Source organism: Gluconacetobacter entanii (genome assembly GCF_003206495.1).
Taxonomy (GTDB): domain Bacteria; phylum Pseudomonadota; class Alphaproteobacteria; order Acetobacterales; family Acetobacteraceae; genus Novacetimonas; species Novacetimonas entanii.
In genome coordinates, this window is record NZ_NKUF01000048.1 from 1 (window position 1) to 20,353 (window position 20,353).

11 protein-coding genes and 2 pseudogenes are annotated in these 20,353 nt (G+C 61.8%); 11 read left to right on the forward strand and 2 right to left on the reverse strand.

What is annotated here, in order from left to right:
* A pseudogene (locus tag CFR72_RS18125) lies at positions 1-123 on the reverse strand (IS5/IS1182 family transposase); the annotation flags it as partial.
* A 313-nt stretch (positions 124-436) separates the two neighbouring features.
* Here CFR72_RS18125 and CFR72_RS14125 point away from each other — a divergent pair.
* Complete coding sequence (locus CFR72_RS14125) at positions 437-1,039, forward strand: TetR/AcrR family transcriptional regulator (protein ID WP_167400408.1); 603 nt, start codon at positions 437-439, stop codon at positions 1,037-1,039.
* Between the two features lie 72 nt (positions 1,040-1,111).
* On the opposite strand, the gene pgm is transcribed toward CFR72_RS14125, so the two are convergent.
* Positions 1,112-2,773: a phosphoglucomutase (alpha-D-glucose-1,6-bisphosphate-dependent) gene (pgm, locus tag CFR72_RS14130; protein WP_110914541.1), complete on the reverse strand. Its 1,662-nt coding sequence runs from the start codon at positions 2,771-2,773 to the stop codon at positions 1,112-1,114.
* Positions 2,774-3,401: 628 nt separating this feature from the next.
* Here pgm and glgA point away from each other — a divergent pair.
* From glgA to ybaL, 10 genes and pseudogenes are all read left to right on the forward strand, one after another.
* Positions 3,402-5,012, forward strand: coding sequence for a glycogen synthase GlgA (gene glgA / locus CFR72_RS14135; RefSeq protein WP_110914542.1), 1,611 nt, complete (start codon positions 3,402-3,404; stop codon positions 5,010-5,012).
* A 44-nt stretch (positions 5,013-5,056) separates the two neighbouring features.
* A complete protein-coding gene (glgB, locus tag CFR72_RS14140) occupies positions 5,057-7,228 on the forward strand; it encodes a 1,4-alpha-glucan branching enzyme (protein WP_110914543.1) in 2,172 nt (723 codons plus the stop codon).
* Positions 7,225-9,353, forward strand: a pseudogene (gene glgX, locus CFR72_RS14145) (glycogen debranching protein GlgX). The gene glgB and the pseudogene glgX overlap by 4 nt, the downstream one beginning before the upstream one ends.
* Complete coding sequence (treZ, locus tag CFR72_RS14150) at positions 9,350-11,131, forward strand: malto-oligosyltrehalose trehalohydrolase (protein ID WP_110914544.1); 1,782 nt, start codon at positions 9,350-9,352, stop codon at positions 11,129-11,131. Before glgX ends, treZ begins: the two are co-directional and overlap by 4 nt.
* On the forward strand, positions 11,121-13,175 hold the full coding sequence (malQ, locus tag CFR72_RS14155) for a 4-alpha-glucanotransferase (protein ID WP_244182310.1): 2,055 nt from the start codon (positions 11,121-11,123) through the stop codon (positions 13,173-13,175). The genes treZ and malQ overlap by 11 nt, the downstream gene beginning before the upstream one ends.
* The gene (gene treY, locus CFR72_RS14160; RefSeq protein WP_110914545.1) at positions 13,172-15,919 is read left to right on the forward strand and encodes a malto-oligosyltrehalose synthase; all 2,748 of its coding nucleotides are present in this window, start codon (positions 13,172-13,174) and stop codon (positions 15,917-15,919) included. Before malQ ends, treY begins: the two co-directional genes overlap by 4 nt.
* A 382-nt stretch (positions 15,920-16,301) precedes the next feature.
* Positions 16,302-17,519 carry an acyltransferase family protein gene (locus CFR72_RS14165; protein ID WP_167400409.1) on the forward strand — a complete coding sequence of 406 codons (1,218 nt, stop codon included), beginning with the start codon at positions 16,302-16,304 and terminating at the stop codon, positions 17,517-17,519.
* Positions 17,520-17,578: 59 nt separating this feature from the next.
* Complete coding sequence (locus tag CFR72_RS14170; protein WP_110914547.1) at positions 17,579-18,106, forward strand: DUF4142 domain-containing protein; 528 nt, start codon at positions 17,579-17,581, stop codon at positions 18,104-18,106.
* Between the two features lie 36 nt (positions 18,107-18,142).
* A complete protein-coding gene (locus CFR72_RS14175) occupies positions 18,143-18,511 on the forward strand; it encodes a hypothetical protein (RefSeq protein ID WP_110914548.1) in 369 nt (122 codons plus the stop codon).
* Positions 18,512-18,546: 35 nt separating this feature from the next.
* Positions 18,547-20,241: a YbaL family putative K(+) efflux transporter gene (gene ybaL, locus CFR72_RS14180; RefSeq protein WP_110914549.1), complete on the forward strand. Its 1,695-nt coding sequence runs from the start codon at positions 18,547-18,549 to the stop codon at positions 20,239-20,241.
* Positions 20,242-20,353: the final 112 nt, after the last annotated feature.

A 20,353-nucleotide genomic window follows, 5' to 3' on the forward strand; every position in this document is an offset into this window, starting at 1 on the left:
CCATAAGACTGCCTCGATGAAAAGACGGTTGTCCTGCCCGCTGCGCCCGCGATCTGTTTTCTTGCCAAGGCACAGCGGTTCCATTTTCGCCCATTGGGCATCTGTCAGTACGAAGCGATCCATACGGATTTTGAATCACATTTGGTGACTTTGAAAAAGTACAATTCCCAACAGACCCCAGTCTGTCTCCCGCAGCATCCCGAAAATTCCGTTTCAAGACGTAACATGCATGACGTGCCCGACTGAGATGGGATAAAGAAACCACTTGGTTTTCCGAGAAACGAAAACTATATCGTCTCCATACGGCGGTCAAGCCGTCATGATGAGGTGGCGCACGTAACTGGGCGAGGTGATGAAAAACAGCAACAGCCACAAAATGCATGAGGCGGTTCAGCCCTCTACGGAGGACAGGCCGCGCTGTGGGCGCCCTCCGGAAATGGAGGAATGCGTAAGGCGCGAGCGTATTCTGGAGGCCGCATGCAAGGTCCTGCAGAAACACGGCTACCATGGCGCGTCGATGGACAAGGTTGCCGAATGTTCCGGCATGTCCAAGCGGACGCTGTACAAGATGTTTCCGTCAAAGCTGGAACTGTTTCAGATCCTGATCCGCGAACGGCTGTTCGATGTGAAGCCGCAGGTCGCGTCGGACGCCCGCACACCGGAGGAGGAACTTTCCAGCCTTCTGGTCGATCTGGCGCGTACGATCCTGCGGCCTGATCGCATTTCGCTGATCCGGGCGATCATTGCCGAGACTTCGGAATCCGAAAATGTACGTGAAATCATCGCCGCGCTGGAAACCGGGGGCGAGGACAACGCACTCGAAGCATGGCTGCAGGCCTATTGCAGGCAGCAGGGATATCCCGTCACCAATGTCCGGTTCCTGGGCAAGATGCTGTTCGGGATGACGGTGGGGGATTTTGTGCTCCAGACGCTTGGCTGCGCGACGGAAGCACCGACATGTGAGGCAATCCACTACCAGACCGATGTGGCGGTGCGGATATTCCTGGCAGGATTGCGCAGCCTGCCCCCAAGCGACTGAAAACCTGCCGCGTCTGCGTCTGGTGGGTGGAACATGTGCCGGGCCGCCAGATCTGGCGGCCCGGCAGGCAGGTCAGGCCTTGGCCTTTTCAAACAGGGTCGAGACGACCTGCTGCGCCTCAAGCTGGATCTGCTTGAGGTGATCGGCGCTAATGAAGCTCTCGGCATAGATCTTGTAGACATTTTCCGTGCCGGACGGACGCACCGCGAACCATCCGTCCTGCGCGGTGATCTTGATCCCGCCAAAGGCGACATCATTGCCCGGCGCCTTCGTCAGCTTCGCACGTACCGGCTGCCCGCCAAGCTCCTTCAGGTAGTCCAGCTGTTCCGCGGTGACCTTCTTGAGCAGCGCCTTCTGTTCCGGGTTGGCCGCCACGTCAATGCGGGCATAGAAGGGCGTGCCCAGCTTCTCGGTCAACTGTGCATAGATCTGGCTGGGGTTCAGCCTGGTCTTCGCGGTGATTTCCGCCGCCAGCAGCCCCAGGATGATCCCGTCCTTGTCCGTGGACCATGCACCGGCATCCTTGCGCAGGAATGACGCGCCTGCGCTTTCCTCCCCGCAGAAGCCCAGCGAGCCATTGCTCAGCCCTTCGACGAACCATTTGAAGCCAACCGGCATTTCGACGAATTTGCGCCCGAGCATACCGGCGACGCGTTCGATCATCGCGCTGCTGACCAGGGTGATGCCAACGCCTGCATCCTTGCTCCACCCCGCGCGGTGTTCGAACAGATAGGCGATCGCAGCGGAGAGGTAGTGGTTCGGATTCATCAGCCCGGCCGTGCGGGTGACAATCCCGTGGCGGTCTGCGTCGGTATCATTGGCAAAGGCGACGTCGAATTTGTCACGCATGTCAATCAGGCGCGCCATCGCGTAAGGGGAGGAGCAGTCCATGCGGATCTTGCCATCCCAGTCGGCCGTCATGAAGCGGAAGGTGGGATCGACCTCCTCGCTGACGACCGTGGCATTGATGCCATAGCGTTCGATGATCGGCTTCCAGTAATGCACGGCCGCCCCGCCCAGGGGGTCGATGCCGATCTTCACGCCCGCCTCACGGATCGCCGCCATGTCAACGACGTTCTCAAGGTCCGCGACATAGGGCGTGATGTAGTCGTATTTATGGATGTGCGGGGATTTCAGCGCCTGTTCGTACGCGATCCGGTGCACGCCTTCCATCTTTGCCTCAAGGAAGTCGTTGGCCCTGTTCTGGATCCATGTCGTGACGTCGGTATCGGCGGGGCCGCCATTGGGGGGGTTGTACTTGAACCCCCCGTCTTCTGGCGGATTGTGCGACGGCGTAATGACAACACCATCCGCCAGGTCCGTCGTGCGGCCATGGTTGTAGGTCAGGATGGCATGGGAGATCACGGGCGTGGGCGTATAGCCACCGTCCTGGTCGATCATCACCTCCACCTTGTTGGCGGCGAAGACCTCCAGTGCGCTGGCGAGTGCTGCTTCGGACAGGGCATGCGTGTCGATGCCGATGAACAGCGGGCCGGTAATCCCGGCCTTTGCACGGTACAGGCAGATCGCCTGGCTGATGGCCAGGATGTGATGTTCATTGAAACTGTTGCTCAGCGAGGAGCCACGATGGCCCGACGTGCCGAAGGATACGCGCTGTGCCGGAATTTTCGGGTCCGGCTTGCCCGTGAAATAGGCGGTCATCAGGCGGGGAATGTTGACCAGAATGGAATCCGGGGCCGTCTTGCCCGCCAGGGGACTGATCTGATTGGACATGATTGTCTCCGTGAAAGGATGTGTGGGGATATCAGGGGTACCCGCTTGGACGATCACGGGAACATCTCTTGGCCTCGGCACTAATCTCTAGAGGATGAAATGTCCCCCCGTCGAGACGGGAAATGGCGAAAATCTCGTTTTTTGCCACGATTGCGGCAGGCTCTCCGGACACTGGAATCATTACGTAAAAAAGCGATGTCGAAATACAACGCTGTGTCTGTTTTGCAACGAACGGCAGGCGGGCAGTCCAGATTAAATATGCATGCTCAGATCCACATTTCCACAAAGTCTTCAGGCATCTTTTCCATACGTCGTCCATGCGGGGCAGTAATTGACGCAGATCATGCGGCATTACCCTTCGATGTATACGGCATACCCGCATGGAGGGTTGCGGCATCGGGAGGGGGAACGGGCAGGATCCACAATACTTTCTGATATTCCGCAAATATTTGATTTACGTATTATTAATCATGCAATTCCAGACCTGAAATGGATTGTAATATCGTCTCCTGTCCCTTCTGCCGCCCCAGACACATCACTTAACCGTGACCGCCGCACTGTCGCGCTCAGGCTGCGTTGCACAAAAACAGATTATTCCACGGTTTTTTCGAATGGGGGCATCCAGCGGATGAGTCTTGTCAACGTGCATCCTGTCCGCCCGGTGGAACTGCTTTCCGTTGCATCGGAAATGTTTCCTTTTGTAAAGACGGGCGGCCTTGGGGATATCGTGGGTACCCTGCCGCGTGCGCTGCTGGCCCATGGCATCAGGACACGCACATTGCTGCCGGGATATCCGACCCTGCAGGCGGCACGGAACGAAGGGCGGTGCGTTGCACGGTTTTCGGACCTGCTGTGGCACGAGGCGGCGATATGGGAAAACCGTTTGCATGGGAACGATATTTTCATACTCGACGTTCCCGCGCTCTATGACCGTGCCGGGGATCCGTATGTAGGCCCCGATGGCAATGACTGGCCCGACAATGACATCCGTTTTGCCGTACTGGCGCGTGCGGCGGCACATATCGCGCACGGTGCGATAGAAGGTTATTGCCCCGACCTGGTGCAGGCCCATGACTGGCAGGCGGGGCTGACGGCGGCGTACCTGCATTATGACCAGCGTCCCGCCCCGCCCGTCGTGCAGACGATCCATAACCTGTCGTTCCAGGGATGCTTTCCCGCATCCTCCCTGCCCCGGCTGGGCCTGCCCGCGCATGCGCTGTGCATGGAGGGGGTGGAATATTACGGGCAGGTCGGGTTCCTGAAGGCCGGGCTGTATTTTGCCGCGTGGATCACGACCGTCTCCCCCACCTATGCCCGTGAAATCCAGACGCCCGAAGGCGGGATGGGGCTGGATGGGCTGCTGCGGGCACGTGCGCGGATGCTTACGGGAATACTCAACGGCATTGATGTCGATATCTGGAATCCCGAACATGATCCCGACGTGCATTTTCCCTACCGCCTGCGCGACATTGCGGGGCGGGCGGCCAACAAGCGGGCGTTGCAGGCGGAATTCGGCCTGCCGCAGGACCCCGATGCGTTCCTGCTGGGGATTGTCAGCCGCCTGACGATGCAAAAGGGCATCGACCTGTTGCCTGATGTGGCGGCGGACCTTTTTGGCGACAATATCCAGTTGGTCGTGGTGGGCAGCGGCAGCCTGTCGATCCAGCGCGAACTGTCCATCCTGCAGCGCCGCTTTCCGCGTCGGTTCGCCTGCCATATCGGCTATAGCGAGGCGCTGGGCCACCGCATGCCCGCCTCGGTGGATGCGCTGCTGATGCCTTCGCGGTTCGAGCCGTGTGGCCTGACGCAGATGAGTGCGTGCCATTATGGCGGCGTGCCGATTGCCGCGCGTGTCGGCGGGCTGGCGGATACCATCGTTGATGCCAACGCGGCGGCCATGGCGGGGAATTCCGCGACGGGGTTCCTGTTTTCGCCCGTGGACGCAACGACGCTGCTTGCGGCGATCAGGCGTGCGCATACGACCTTTCGCGACCGGCAGGCATGGGCCATCCTGCAGCGCAACGCGGTGGCATATGATGTGTCATGGTCCGGAAAGGCCGCGCAATATGCCGACCTGTTCCGCATGGTGGTCGCGCGCGCGCGATCAAGGGAAGATGCGGGCGGGAATGTCGTCTCCCTCCATCGTGCGGATCGCACGGCTGCTACCGCTGCCCGGCGCAGGATTGCGCGCCAGCCACGCCTGCGCACGTCCCGGCCCCGTCCGGGATATCAGGGATGAGGCTGGTCGCCCGCAGGTCCGGGCATGCGGAAGGCGGCTGAGCAATGCCAAGATCAGATGACAAGACACTCTATGTCCTGCCCGATGGCACGGAGGCCCTGCTGGATGGCACATGTAGGGAGCCGTTTTCCATCCTGGGCCGTCACAATGCGGGGGCTGTCGATATCGTGCGCGTCTTCTATCCCGATGCGCGGCGGGTACGGCTGGTGATCCGTCGTCCGCAGGGGGGATGGGCCGAACGTGCCATGCGCCGGATTGACGATACCGGCCTTTATGTCGGGTATGTCCCGGCCGGCGCTTCCTATCGCCTGCGGATCACGTGGGCGGACGGGGTGGAGGAGACGGAAGACCCGTATGCCTTCCCTCCCCTGCTTTCCGAACGTGAACTCGAACTGTTTTCCAGCGGCCGGGCCACCGGGCTTGACCGGATCATGGGCGCGCATCCCATGCAGGTCGATGCGGTGGCGGGCGTGCGCTTTGCGGTCTGGGCGCCGCATGCGCGGCGTGTGTCGGTCATCGGGGATTTCAACATATGGGACGGACGGCGCCACCCGATGCGCCTGCGTCCGGACGTGGGGATATGGGAGATTTTCATTCCCGGCCTTGGTCCCGGTGAACGCTACAAATACGAAATCCTTGATGCGCAGGGACGCATTGTCCCGCACAAGTCTGACCCTTTCGCACGACAGGCGGAAATACCACCTGCCACGGCCTCTGTCATCGGCACGTCGGGGGACCTTCCCTGGACGGATGAGGTGTGGATGCGTGATCGTGCCCGACGGCAGGCCGATAACGCCCCCATCACGATATATGCGCTTCACGCCCCGTCATGGCGGCGGCCCAAGGGTGATCCGGCGCTGACCATGTCGTGGGATGAACTTGCGGCAGCACTTGTTCCCCATGTCCAGGCGGCCGGGTTCACGCATGCCGGTTTCCTGCCGGTCATGGAACACCCGACCGGATGGTCATGGGGCGGGGTGCCGCTGGGCCTGTTCTGCCCTTCGGCCCGGCATGGGCCGCCGGACGGGTTCGGTCGCCTGGTCGATGCATGTCATGGCGTGGGGATTGGCGTCATCCTGGACTGGATCCCCGACCGCCTGCCGCCGGACCTGCATGGGATTGCCTGTTTTGACGGAACGGCGCTGTACGAACATCCGCACCCGCGTCCCCATGACCGATCGGCGGCGGAAGGGACGCCCCTGTCGTGCAACCTTGGCCGTCCGGAGGTCCACGGTTTCCTGATCGCGAGTGCCCTGATGTGGCTGGAGCATTACCATGTCGATGGCCTGCGCGTGGATCTGCGCGGGTGCGCGGCCGAGCATCGTGATGAAATCGCCGCTTTCATGCGCGAACTCAACATGGCCATTGCGCAGCGGGTGCCCGACGCACTGGTCATCGCCTCCGGTGGGCTGCCCGGTTCCGGCATCACGATGCCGGTCGAACGGGGCGGATACGGCTTTTCCTTTGAATGGAACCGCGCCACGCCATGCGGCCTGCGCACCTATCTGGAACATGACCCCCAATGGCGCGGCCAGCATCATGGTGAAATAATCGCGCAGTCCGCACAGGCATTTTCGGAAAAATACATCCTGTGCCATTCCCATGCGGAGACGGCGCATGCGACCCCTTCCCTGCTTTCACGCTTCCCCGGGGATGCATGGCGCAGGCATGCAACCTTGCGTATCTACCTGTCCTTCCTGTGGGCATGGCCGGGCAAGAAGCTTGCGTTCATGGGACAGGAATTCGCGCCGGACATCGCGTGGAACCCGGATGGGCAACTGCCGTGGGAGACGGCCGACCTTTCCCTGGCTGCGGGGACACGGCGCATGGCAGGCGACCTCAACCGTCTCTACCGTGCCTGTCCCGCGCTGCATCGCGGGGACTGTGTTCCCGGCGGTTTTGCATGGGTCATCGCCGATGACATGACCAACAGTGTCTTTGCATGGATGCGCCATGACCCGGACAATGCGCCGGTCCTGATCATATGCAACATGACGCCGGAAGTGCGCCACGACTACCATGTCGGCGTGCCCCATGAGGGGTACTGGCACGAGATTTTCAACAGCGACGCCATCGCATATGGCGGATCCGGCGTCGGCAACGGCGGTGGCGTGCAGAGCAGGCCGTACGCGATACATGGGCACGGCCATGCCTGCGTGCTGACGCTGCCCCCGCTTGGCGTCCTGTATCTCAGCATGGCGCGGGTGGGATCATGACGGCACCGTGGCCCACCACCCTGCATGCAGGCCGCCCCTTTCCGCTGGGGGGACATGGGATGGGCTGGGGGTCAATTTTGCCGTGTTTTCCGCCCATGCGCAGCGGATCGACCTGTGCATATTCGACAAGGCGGGACGTCGGGAAGTGGCACGGATGTGCCTGCCGGAATACACGGACGAAGTCTGGCATGGTTACCTGCCTGATGCGCGTCCCGGCCTGCTGTACGGGTTTCGCGCCTTTGGTCCGTATGACCCGCTGCGGGGACATCGCTTCAACCCGCACAAACTGCTGCTCGACCCCTATGCGCGGGGCCTGCATGGCGCGCTGGTCTGGTCGGATGCGCTGTTCGGATACCGGATCGGCGCACAGCGCGGCGACCTGTCCTTTGACCGGCGCGACAGCGGGCAGGCGATGCCCAAATGCGTCGTGGGCGGAGGCGATACCTGCGAATGTGGGAATGACCGCCGACCCGACGTGCCATGGGGGCAGAGCGTCATCATGGAGGCGCATGTGCGCGGCCTGTCCGTCCTGCGTGAAGACATGCCCGTGGCTGAACGCGGCACGTTCCGCGCCCTGTCGCACCCGCGCACCCTCGACTACCTGACAAAGCTGGGCGTGACCTCTCTTGAACTGATGCCGGTGCAGGCCTTTGCGCGCGACCGCTTCCTGCTGGAGCGGGGACTGACGAATTACTGGGGCTACAGCACGCTGGGATTTTTCGCCCCGCATGCGGCCTACCTGTCCGACGGGTCGCTGCATGAGATACGCGTCGCCATCCGGCGCCTGCACGCGGCGGGGATCGAGGTCATCCTTGACGTGGTGTACAACCATACGTGCGAAGGCAATGAACTCGGCCCCACCCTGTCGTGGCGCGGGCTGGACAATGCCACCTATTACCGGCTGGTCCCGTCGGATGAACGGCATTTCATCAATGATACCGGATGCGGGAACACGTTGAATCTTTCGCATCCGCGCGTCCTGCAGATGGTCATGGACTCCCTGCGCTACTGGGCGACGGAGTTCCATATTGACGGGTTCCGCTTTGACCTTGGCACCACGCTGGCGCGGGAATCCTACGGCTTTGACCCGTGCTCTGGCTTTTTCGACGCCCTGCGGCAGGATCCGGTGCTCTCGCGGCTAAAGCTCATCATGGAACCGTGGGATCCGGGGCCGGGTGGGTACCAGCTTGGCAATTTTCCGCCCGGCCTTTCGGAATGGAACAACCGTTTCCGCGATACGACGCGCCGGTTCTGGCGTGGCGATGCGCTGCAGCGCGGGGACATGGCCGTGCGCCTGTCGGGTTCGGGCGACCTGTTCGACCGCCGGGGGCGACGTCCGACGGCCTCCATCAATTTCGTCACCGCGCATGACGGCTTCACGCTGATGGACCAGGTCAGTTACGCCGAACGCCATAACGAGGCCAATGGCGAAAACGGGCAGGACGGCCATTCCGATAACCTGAGCGCCAACTGGGGCATCGAGGGACCGACCCACGATCCCGCCATCACGCATGTCCGCACCCTTGTCCGTCGCGGCATGCTGGCGACGCTGCTGCTGGCGCAGGGCACGCCGATGCTTCTGGCGGGGGACGAGTTCGGGCAGACGCAGCAGGGCAACAACAATGCCTACTGCCAGGATAATGTGACAAGCTGGCTGGACTGGTCCCTGCTTGACCATCCGCAGGGGCGCGGGATGCATGATTACGTCGCCCTGCTGACTGCCCTGCGCCGTGCGCATCCCTCCGTGCGGGGGGATACGTTCTGGCATGCCCGGCACTGCCCTTCGCCTGACATCACCGATATTTCGTGGCATGCCGCAGACGGGACGGCGATGACGCCGGAACGGTGGAATGATCCCAACGACCGTGTCCTTGGCCTGTGCCGTGCCTGCCGCTGTCCCGGTGGGGGGACGGATGTCACGTTCCTGCTGCTCAACCCCGGCTTTCAGGAGGCCACCTGCACCCTGCCCGACGCCGAAGGGGACTGGGTGCTGCTGCTCGACAGTGCGGACCCGTTCGGGCCGCGGACGGGGATGAAGGTTTCGCGGACCTTCCGGGTTGCCGCCTCTTCGGTGCAGTTCATGTCCTTTACCCCACACAGTGTAGCGAAAGAGATCCCGTCATGAGCGCACGCCATGCCTATCGCACCACGATGGGGGCCACGCTGCTGGACCCGTCACGCACGCTGTTCCGGCTGTGGGCGCCTTCGTGCACGCACGTCTCCCTTCTCCTTGACGGGCATCCCGACAGGGTGATGCATGCGACGGCGGATGGGTATTTTGAATGTATCGCACCTGTTGGGGCCGGGGCGCGATACCGCTATCGCGTCGGGCCGGACCTGGTCGTGCCGGATCCCGCCTCGCGCGCGCAGCCTGATGACGTGCATGGGCCAAGCATGGTGGTCGATCCGCGCGCTTTCGAATGGCGCAGCACGCAATGGACCGGGCGCAGTTGGGAACAGACCGTCATATACGAGGTGCATGTCGGCATCGCCGGCGGGTTTCGCGCCCTGTGCGATGACCTGCCACGGATCGCCGCCCTTGGCGTCACGGCCATCGAACTGATGCCCCTGTCGGAATTTCCGGGTGGCCGCAACTGGGGCTATGACGGCGTGCTGCCCTATGCCCCGGAGTCCGCCTACGGGACGGTGGATGACCTGAAGATGCTGGTCGATACCGCGCATCGTATCGGGCTGATGGTTTTTCTTGATGTCGTCTATAACCATTTCGGCCCGGACGGGAATTACCTGGCCGAATACGCAGCCCCCCTGTTTCGCGCCGGGTCGCATACGGCATGGGGAGCGGCCATTGATTTCGCCGTGCCGCAGGTACGGACATACTTCCTTGAAAATGCGTTGTACTGGCTGATGGAATTCCGTTTCGACGGGCTGCGGCTGGATGCGGTGGATGCGATTACGGAACGCGACTGGCTGCTGGAACTGCTGGTGCGCGTGCGCGAATGTGTCGAACCGGGACGGCGGGTGCACCTGATGCTGGAAAACCGCAACAACGATGCCGACCTGCTGCGGCGCGGATTCGATGCGCAGTGGAATGATGACGGCCACAACGTCCTGCATGTCCTGCTGACGGGCGAACATGAGGGATATTACGGAAATTTTGAAACCGGCACGACCCGCGAACTTGCCACTGTCCTGCGTGACGGGTTCCTGTTCCAGGGACAGGTCGAACCCGTCACCGGCCATCCGCGCGGCAGCCCGGGTGGCGACCTGCCCGCCACCAGTTTCATCCTGTTCCTGCAAAATCATGACCAGATCGGCAATCGTGCCTTTGGTGAGCGTCTGGATGTCCTGGCGAACCCCCGTGCCCTGCGCGTGGCCTATGCGCTGCTGCTGCTGTGTCCGCAGATCCCGATGCTGTTTATGGGGGAAGAATGGGGCAGCACGCGCCCGTTCCTGTTTTTCACCAGCCATCACGCGGCACTGGGCCATGTGGTGCGTGACGGGCGGCGCAGGGAACTGGCGGCGTTTTCACATTTCTCCGACCCGGCGGTGCGCGAGACCATTCCCGATCCCAACGATCCCGCAACGTTCGAGGCCAGCCGCCTGCCGCAATCCGATCGCCAGACGCCACGGGCGCAGGACCGGATCAACCTGACCACACACCTGCTGGCGCTGCGGACGAAATGGATCATCCCGCGTCTGCGGGGCGCGCATGCGCTCGACGCCCATGCGATCGGCAACCGTGCGGTTCTGGCGCGCTGGCGCATGAATGACGGTGCGATCCTGACGATCATGCTCAACCTGGGGGGCGAAGCCGTGGCGGATGTCCCTCCCTGCGCCGACAGGCTGATCCATGCCTTCCCGGATGTGGGGGCGGATGGGCCGGTGTGGCTGCCGGGATATGGCATCAGGGTCTTCATGACGGAGGGAGGTCATGGTGGATGAGCGCACCCTTTCCGCGCGTGCCCGCGCCCTTGGGCTGAGCCGTCGCTGGCGCGATGCCACGGGGCGGATGCACCATGTTGGCAATGACAGCCTGCGCCACCTCCTGCGTGTGCTGCACAAGGAGGAGGCCGCCCTGAACGATGCCCCGCTCCTGCCGCCACTGCTGGTAAGCGAGGTTGACCGTCCCACGCCCCTCCCCGCGGGCGTGTTCCATGGGACGGGCGCCTTCCGGCTGGAGCTGGAGGATGGTGGCAGTGTGGAGGGATTCCTTCATCCCCATGACGCGGACACCTGCATGCTGCCCGCCGTGACGGTGCCCGGATATCACCGGCTGTACCTGCATGATGGCATGACGACCCTGGCCATGGCCCCCGCGCGCTGCTGCAGTGTCGCGATGCGGGCGGGGCGGCGTCATCCGCGCCTGTGGGGGGTGGCGGCGCAGATCTATGGCCTGCGGATGCCCCATGACGGGGGCATCGGCAGTTTCAGCGCCGTGGAATCGCTTGCCCGGCAGGCGGCGGCGCAGGGGGCGGATGCTCTGGCGCTGAGTCCGGTCCACGCGATGTTCGCCGCGACACCGGGACAGTACAGCCCCTATTCCCCCTCCAGCCGCCTGTTCCTTAATGTGCTGCTGGCCGATCCGTACTGCGTCTTCAGCGCGCATGACATCACCATGGCGATGCATGCGCAAAAGGAGGCGCCGGATCTGCTGTCACGCCTGCAGGATGCGGACCTGATCGACTGGCCACAGGTGGCGCAGGTGCGGATGCGCCTGCTGCGTCGGCTGTATGAGCATGTCATCGTGCCCGCCCCGCCTGCCGCCATGACCGAGTTCATCACCATGGTGGGCGAGGCCCTGCGGCGGCACGCCATTTTCGAGGCATTGCATGCGCAGGAGATCCGCAAGGGGCCGCAGGGCGGGAACTGGCGCATGTGGCCGCCCTCCCTGCGCTGTCCCGATAGCGAGGAGGTGCGCGATTTTGCGCGTTCCCATGCCGCCGAGGTGCAGTTCCACGGGTTCATGCAATGGATGGCGGCCACCAGCCTGCGCCGTGCGTGCGAGGGCGCGCGCAATGCCGGCATGAAGATCGGCCTGATCATGGACCTTGCCGTAGGCGTTGATCCCGGCGGGAGCCAGTGCTGGGCGCAGCATGAGCAGTTCCTGACGGGCCTTTCGGTCGGTGCTCCGCCCGATGTGCTCAGCCCGATGGGCCAGAACTGGGGCCTGACCGGTTTTTCGCCCATCGGCCTGCGCCATCATGGGTATGCGGCCTTCATCCAGACCCTGCGCGCGGGGTTCGCCCATGGCGGGGGCCTGCGGATCGATCATGTCATGGGGCTGCAGCGGCTGTGGATCATACCCGAAGGCGGCAGCCCCATGGACGGGGCCTACCTCGCCTTTCCGGGGACGGAACTGATGCGCCTGATCGCGCTGGAATCCGTGCGGCATGATGCCGTTGTGGTGGGGGAAGACCTCGGGACGGTTGCCCCCTCCTTTCGCCGCGACGCGCGTCGGCACGCCATCATGGGGATGAGTGTCCTGTGGTTCCAGCGCCATGCGGACGGCACGTTCATGGCGCCACGGGAATGGGCGGCCGGCTCGGTCGCCATGACCTCCACCCATGACCTGCCCACCGTGGCGGGATGGTGGCTGGGAAGCGATCTCGACTGGCGCGAACGCCTCAGGCAGGCAGGCCCGCGCCAGCACCAGCGCACGATGCGCGCGCAGCGGCAGGCGGACCGCAAGGCCCTGTGGCATGCCTTGGGCGGGGACGAACATGCCCCCCTGCCGCCGCTGACGCCCGAAGGCGCGCAAAGCGTGGTGGACGCGGCCGCGCGGTTTATCGGCCTCTCCTGCGCCGAACTGGCGATCCTGCCGCTTGAGGATGTGCTGGGCCTGGTGGAGCAGCCAAACCTGCCCGGCACGGTCGATGGCCATCCCAACTGGCGACGCCGTTACCCGGCCGGTGGGCATCCCCTCCTGTCATGCCCCGATGCCATGCATCGGCTGGCGCTGCTGCGCCGGGGACGTGAAGCACCATGAACGGATTGCGCGAAACCATCAGGCTGCAACTGCATGTGGGGTTCACGCTCGACGATGCGGCCGCCCGGGTTCCCTATTTTGCCCGGCTGGGGCTGAGCCATGTTTATGCCTCTCCCATCCTGACGGCGCGGCCGGGGTCGATGCATGGCTATGACACCCTCGATTACGGGCGGGTCAATCCCGAACTTGGCGGGCGCGATGCGCTGTGCCGCCTTGTTGCGCGCCTGCGTGCGCATGCAATGGGGCTGATTGTCGATATCGTGCCCAACCACATGGCGGTCGGCGGGGCGGGCAACCGGTGGTGGGAGGATGTGCTGGCCTGGGGCCGCGACAGCGTGCATGCACATTATTTCGACATTGACTGGGATGCCTTTGCCCCGTGGCTGCATGGGCGGATGCTGGCGCCTTTCCTGGACCGGTCCTATGGGGCGGCGCTGCGCGACGGGATGCTGCGCCTCGCCCATGAGGTGCAGACGGGCATGTTCTTCGTCCATCATCATGAACACCGCTTCCCTGTCTGCCCCCGTCATTATGCCGCCCTGCTGGCCGATGTGGGTGCGCCCGCTGATCTGTGCGCGGAACTTGGGGCACTCACACCCGCGGGGGCCTGGTGCCGGGGCGACGTCCCTGCCCTGTCGCGACTGGCGGCATGGGGGGCGACAGCGGACGGGCAGGCCGCGATCGCGCGCATTGTGGAACGGCATGATACACGCACGGCCTGCGGGCGTTCGGCCCTGCATGAACTGCTGGGGCGGCAGTCCTATCGGCTGGCATGGTGGCGCACGACACCGGACCTTATCAACTGGCGGCGTTTTTTCGACATTACCGGCCTTGCCGCGTTGTGCGTGGAGCATGAGGATGTGTTCGATGCCGTGCATGGCCATATCCTTGACCTGTATGCCGATGGCCTGATCGACGGGGTGCGGGTGGATCATGTCGATGGCCTGACCGAACCCGCGGCCTACTGCCTGCGCCTGCGCCAGCGCCTGACGGCGGTGCAGCACCTGCGTCCGGCCACGGCCCCGCAACATCTTTCGATCCACGTAGAAAAGATCCTGCATGAGCGCGAACACCTGCCCCCGTCGTGGCAGGTGGACGGAACGACCGGTTATGATTTCATGGATCAGGTTTCCGCCGTGCTGCATGACCCTGACGGGACTGCGCTGCTGGACGGGTTATGGCGTGACCATGCCATTGCGGACCCGACTTTCGCCGATACGGAACGCAATGCGCGTGCACTGGTCCTGCATGAGGTATTTCCGGCCGAACTGTCGGGCCTGCGGACGCTGCTGGCCGCGATCGCGCAATGCAGTGCTGATACATGTGATTACAGCGTGGGGCGCATTGGGGCTGTCCTTTCGGCCCTGTTGACGGAATTTCATTTCTACCGCACATATTTTTCCGATGATGCGCAGGGCGGATATCAGGCCGACCATGCCGTGCTGAAGGCTGCGGCGCATGGGGCAAAGGCGCATCTGCTGCCATCATGCCATGACATGATGGACTGGGTTGTCGGCATACTGGGCCGGACGGGAACGAGCGATGCCTCCATCCACGAGGCACAGCGGCGGTTTGAGCACCTGACCGCCCCACTGGCCGCCAAGGCGGTCGAAGACACATCCTTTTACCGATACGGGCGCCTGCTGTCGCGTAACGAGGTCGGTTCCGATCCGGGAAAGATGGCCCTGCCGGTTGCACGGTTTCACAAGGACAACCTGCATCGTCACAAGGCATACCCCGATACGTTGCTGGCCACCGCGACGCATGACCATAAACGTGGCGAAGACGCGCGCATGCGCCTTGCGGTGCTGAGCGAGGTTGCGGCGCGATGGCATGATCTGGTCAACCGATGGATCGTGCGCAATGCACACCTGCGCCGGCGTCGCATGACGCCGGACCGCGCGGATGAAATGATCCTGTACCAGGCGATGCTGGGGGCATGGCCGCTGGTGCCATGGCCGGATGCCGACGCCAGGCAGGAATTCCATGACCGGATCGTGGCATGGCAGGTCAAGGCATTGCGGGAGGCAAAGCGTCACACCAGTTGGACCGACCCGGATATGGAGTATGAAGATGGTTGTCGCGAATTCACGCGGCGCCTGCTGGATCCGCGGGCATCCGGCCCATTCATTGCGGACATGGACATGATCGTGGCGACCATCGCACCTGCCGCCGCGCTGAATTCCCTGGCGCAGCTTTTGCTGCGCCTTGCCCTGCCGGGGGTTGCGGACCTGTATCAGGGAACCGAACTGTGGGATTTTTCACTGGTGGATCCCGATAACCGGCGGCCGGTGGATTTCACGTTGCGCCAGACGATGCTCCAGCAGGATACATCGCTGCACCAGCAGGCCGCGCAATGGCGCACAGGTGGCGTGAAGATGTATCTCCTCCAGAAGGTTCTGGCGTTTCGGGCGCAATATCCCCTTGTGTTTTCCAAGGGCTCTTATGAACCGGTCGAAGTGTCGGGTGCGGCTGAAAAGCATGTCATCGCCTTCGTGCGGCGATATGACGGGATTGCGCTACTTGTCGTGGTGGTGCGTCATGCATGGGGACTGGTTCCTTCTCCCCATGACCTGAGTCTTGATATGTCCTTACTGGAACAGACCTATCTGTCACTTAGGGTTTCGGGAAACGGGACATGGCGCAGCATCGTGCACGAAGGCAGGATGCATGCGCCGGCGACACGCCTTGCGCTGTCTTTCCTGCAAGGTGGTGTCCCGGTTGATTGTCTGGTCCAGATATAGAATGGAATTTCCTGATTTTGTACATGCAATGTCATGTAAAGGGAAAATCAGGACTTTTGCGTGTGTTGTTGATGCGTTTTCGAAACAGTATGAATGTCAAGAAAAAGTTCCGGACCCGGCTTTGATTCGGCCTGAAAATAAACGTGTTCGGTTTACTGCATTCTATGTCTGAAAATAATCTGGATTCTCGACATTTTTCAAATTATGTTATTTTTATGGCGATCGTCTGGACACAGGCGTGCCATGTCAGATTCATGGACAAAATATCTTCAGTTATGATTCCCGGGACACCCGCTCCAGAAGGTCGGGCATACAGTCCTGCGGTCATATCTCTTGATAATATGCGGACTTTTTGTTCAACCCGATATGAATGGGGACTGTCATGCGTCGCGAAACAGAGCTTGATGCAGTGCGTGGCATTGCCGCGCTGATTGTCATGTTTTTTCATTTCTGGCTGATTGTTCCGGATGGGTGGAAAACACATGCATATGTCACACATATGATGGGGGTGTCCCTTACACCTGAAATGCTGTTCCATTTCACCCCGCTACGCCTTCTGGTTTCGGGATCCGGTGCGGTGGGACTGTTTTTCGTGCTCAGCGGATATGTTCTTTCCCTTTCTGTGGCGCGGCAGAGAATGACGTCTTATGGGCGTTTCATCGTGCGGCGGATATTTCGGATATACTTGCCCTTTGCCATCGTTGTCCTGTTCAGCGCCGCTCTCCTTCCCCTTGTCAAGACGGCGCCGCTACATGGGGTCAGCGACTGGTTTGCAAATGAACCGTGGTCCGTGTACCCGACGGAACAGGTGGTGGCCGGGCATCTCCTGATGATCGGGACCATACCGCTGATCAGCCTTGATAACCCGATGTGGTCGCTTATCATTGAAATGAGGGTGTCACTGATATTCCCGATCCTGTTCATCCTTATGGAAAAATACAGGAACGAGACACTGGCCTGTGTGACGGCCGCATATTTCTGCTCCAGCATTTTTCTCAACAGGTTGGGCGAAAATCCGCCGACCACGTTCATGCACAGCGTAATCTTTACATTCGAATACCTGCCGCTTTTTGTCGTGGGCATTCTTTTCTACCAGTTCAGGGACCGGATAAGCGGGTTTTATGGATCGACCCGGCCCGTGATCCGCAATGTCATCATGCCACTGGCGGTCCTGCTGCTGGGGACACCGACCATCGGTCCGGAAAATGCAGTTGGCATCATGAAAAATCTCATATGGATCGTCTGCACGACCATCGGTTCGGTTTCCATGATCTGCATTGCGATCAACAATGAAAAGATAAGATCCTTCCTACAGAAGTCACATATGCAGGGCCTGGGGCATATTTCATACAGCCTGTACCTCAGCCACATGGTCGTCCTTCTTGTCATGGCCTACACCCTGCTGGATCACATGTCGCTGTGGAGGTGGGGCGCGCTTTCCCTGCCGGTCTGCGTGATGGTTGCGGCAGTCTGTTTCTGGTTTGTGGAATCCCCCTGCATGCGGGCCGGTTACTGGCTGACACGGCGTCGGTACCTCAAGCCCGAACTGGCTGGATTAAGCGGGTGGAGTAACGCAGGTAAATTTGCAAATCACGAATAAATATAAAAACTTTCATCCTGAAAAAGACTTTTCACATGCACAACAGGAGTTGTCGTGTCATGAAAAAAGTCTGCTTCGTTTTTGCCGCCCTGCTCTGTTCATCTTCGGCACTGGCGCAGTCGCTGCCGGAGAAGACGGGCATCAATTCCGTGCTCGGCGTGGCCCCGGCCACTGCCGACTTTGTCAGGGAAGTGGCTGTCAGCGACCAGTTCGAAATCCAGTCCAGCCAACTGGCGCAGCAGGAACATGTCACATCCCTGCAGGAATTTTCATCCCGGATGATTGCCGATCATCAAACCACTTCCGGGCAACTGAAGGAAATGGTGCAAAGTGGTGACCTGCAGGTGGAACTGCCCACGACCCTGGACAGTTCGCATCAGGACATGCTCGACCGGTTGAGGAAACTGCACGGCAACAGTTTCGAGACACGCTACCGCTCGCAGCAGATCAGCGCACATGAAAGCGCGATTTCCCTGTTCCAGCGCTATGCCGATAACGGGGAGAACATGAAACTGAAGGAATGGGCGGCGAAAACCCTGCCCACCCTGAAATCCCATCTGGAAATGGCGCGGAAACTGCCGCAATAACAAAGATGGAACAGGATATATGAAAAAAGCCAGCATATGACGCAGCCAGCCTCCGGTGATGAACATCCTGCCGGGTCTTTCACGCATGATTATGAACGTCGCATGGAACTGCTTGTCCGCAGGCTTCCTGCGCGCATCCAGTCCCTTGTGCGCAGACTGCGTCGCCCGTCCGCGCGATGGATCAGGGTGCCGGTCGGCATCGTGCTGGTTCCGGCCGGTTTTCTGGCCATCCTGCCAGTATTTGGCCTGTGGATGACACCACTGGGGCTTCTGCTGCTGGCCGAGGACATTTCCTTCCTGCGTCGGGGCATGGCGCGTCTTCTGGCATGGGTCGAACGGCGTCATCCGGGCTGGATGGGACTTCCTGAAGCAGGGGAAAATCCGGAGGGAAATTCCTCGGCGTAATCATGTCATAATCGCCTCTACGGGATCAGCAGGCCATGCCGCATGGAAGTCCCCTTGTCACCATCCTGGTCATTGGCCTCGGCCTTGCCTTCATACTGGGGACGGTGGCCAGCAGGCTTGGGTGTTCCGTGCTGGTCGGCTACCTGCTGGCGGGGATTATCATCGGCCCGTTTACGCCCGGTTTCGTGGCGGACCAGGAACTGGTGCCCCAACTGGCGGAAATTGGCGTCATCCTGCTGATGTTTGGCGTGGGGCTGCATTTTTCCGTCAATGACCTTGTCTCCGTCCGGGCCATCGCCATTCCCGGCGCGGTGGTGCAGGTCATCCTGTCGACGATATGCGGCATGCTGCTGGGCCACCTGCTGGGCTGGTCATGGGGAAGTAGCGTTGTCTTTGGCATGACCCTGGCCATCGCCAGCACGGTTGTCCTGCTGCGGACGTTGCAGGAATACCGGCTGATGGATACGCAGCGCGGACATATCGCCATTGGCTGGCTGGTCATTCAGGACCTGCTGACGGTGATGGTCCTGGTGCTCCTGCCGGTCATGGCGCCATTGCTGAAGCATGATCCACACGCCGCCGCACCGGACGCATGGCAACTGGTGCTGGCCGTGGGCCTGACCATTGGCAAGGTCGCAGCCTTCATCGCCCTGATGATGATCGTCGGGCGGCGCCTGATCCCGATGATGCTGCATTATGTCGCCCATACCGGTTCACGCGAACTGTTTCGCCTGTGCGTGCTGGCCATCGCGCTGGGGGTGGCGCTGACTGCGACGGAAATCTTTGGGGTTTCCTTTGCGCTCGGGGCGTTCGTGGCGGGCATGGTGCTCAGTGAATCGCCGCTGTCGCAGCATGCCGGCGCGGAAACGCTGCCGTTGCGCGACGCCTTTGCGGTCCTGTTCTTCATTTCGGTGGGGATGCTGTTCAATCCGGGGATCCTGCTGCACCATCCCCTGCCCCTTGTGGGTACGCTCGGGGTCATCATGGTGGCGACGCCGGTGCTTACGGTTGCGATCCTGCGCCTGTTGCGCCAGCCATGGCAGACGGCGCTGTCGGTCGGGGCGGGGCTGGCGCAGATCGGGGAATTTTCTTTCATCCTTGCCGCCCTGGGCGTGCAGTCGGGGTTGCTGGTGGAACGTGCGCGTGACCTTGTGCTGGGGGCGTCGATCCTGTCCATACTGCTCAATCCCGTCATGGTGGGGATGGTCAACCGGGTGAACGCCATGCTGGATCGCCGTGCGCTCCTGCGCGCCGGAGGGACGGCCCGGGAAGACCCGACCGCGAAGCTGCAGGGCCATGCCGTCCTGATCGGGTGCGGCCGGGTCGGCTCCCTTGTCGCCGAGGGGCTGCGTGCGCATCACATCCCGCTGCTGGTGGTGGAGGAAGCGGACATGCAGGTCCGCGCGCTGCGTGAACGCGGGCTGGACGTCATGCTGGGCAATGCGACCGATCCCGGGTTGATGCAACTGCTGGGTCTGGATCGCGCGCGTATCCTGATCGTGGACATCCCCGATGCGTTCGAGGCGGGGGAGATCATACAGCAGGCGCGCGGTCTCAGCCCCGAACTCGATATCGTCGCGCGTGCGCATTTCGACAGTGCGGCTGATTACCTTTCCGAATATGGTGCCAGCCTGGTTATCATGGGGGAACGCGAGATCGCGCGTGCGATGCTCGATTATGCAACCCACGGGACGGCATCCGGCGCCCGCGTCGCCCCTTCGAGCACATGAGGCCCCGTTGATGGGGACTATCCTGAATTTTGTGCGGTGTGGTGATAAATTGCTCGAAGAGGAGCCCCCGCATGAGCATTGATAAAGACCTCCTGGACCGCCTGATGGAAGG

Coding starts and splice junctions, on each gene's coding strand:
- CFR72_RS14125 (WP_167400408.1), top strand. CDS start 437: ATGGAGGAATGCGTAAGGCGCGAGCGTATTCTGGAGGCCGCATGCAAG.
- pgm (WP_110914541.1), bottom strand. CDS start 2,773: ATGTCCAATCAGATCAGTCCCCTGGCGGGCAAGACGGCCCCGGATTCC.
- glgA (WP_110914542.1), top strand. CDS start 3,402: ATGAGTCTTGTCAACGTGCATCCTGTCCGCCCGGTGGAACTGCTTTCC.
- glgB (WP_110914543.1), top strand. CDS start 5,057: ATGCCAAGATCAGATGACAAGACACTCTATGTCCTGCCCGATGGCACG.
- treZ (WP_110914544.1), top strand. CDS start 9,350: ATGAGCGCACGCCATGCCTATCGCACCACGATGGGGGCCACGCTGCTG.
- malQ (WP_244182310.1), top strand. CDS start 11,121: ATGGTGGATGAGCGCACCCTTTCCGCGCGTGCCCGCGCCCTTGGGCTG.
- treY (WP_110914545.1), top strand. CDS start 13,172: ATGAACGGATTGCGCGAAACCATCAGGCTGCAACTGCATGTGGGGTTC.
- CFR72_RS14165 (WP_167400409.1), top strand. CDS start 16,302: ATGCGTCGCGAAACAGAGCTTGATGCAGTGCGTGGCATTGCCGCGCTG.
- CFR72_RS14170 (WP_110914547.1), top strand. CDS start 17,579: ATGAAAAAAGTCTGCTTCGTTTTTGCCGCCCTGCTCTGTTCATCTTCG.
- CFR72_RS14175 (WP_110914548.1), top strand. CDS start 18,143: ATGACGCAGCCAGCCTCCGGTGATGAACATCCTGCCGGGTCTTTCACG.
- ybaL (WP_110914549.1), top strand. CDS start 18,547: ATGCCGCATGGAAGTCCCCTTGTCACCATCCTGGTCATTGGCCTCGGC.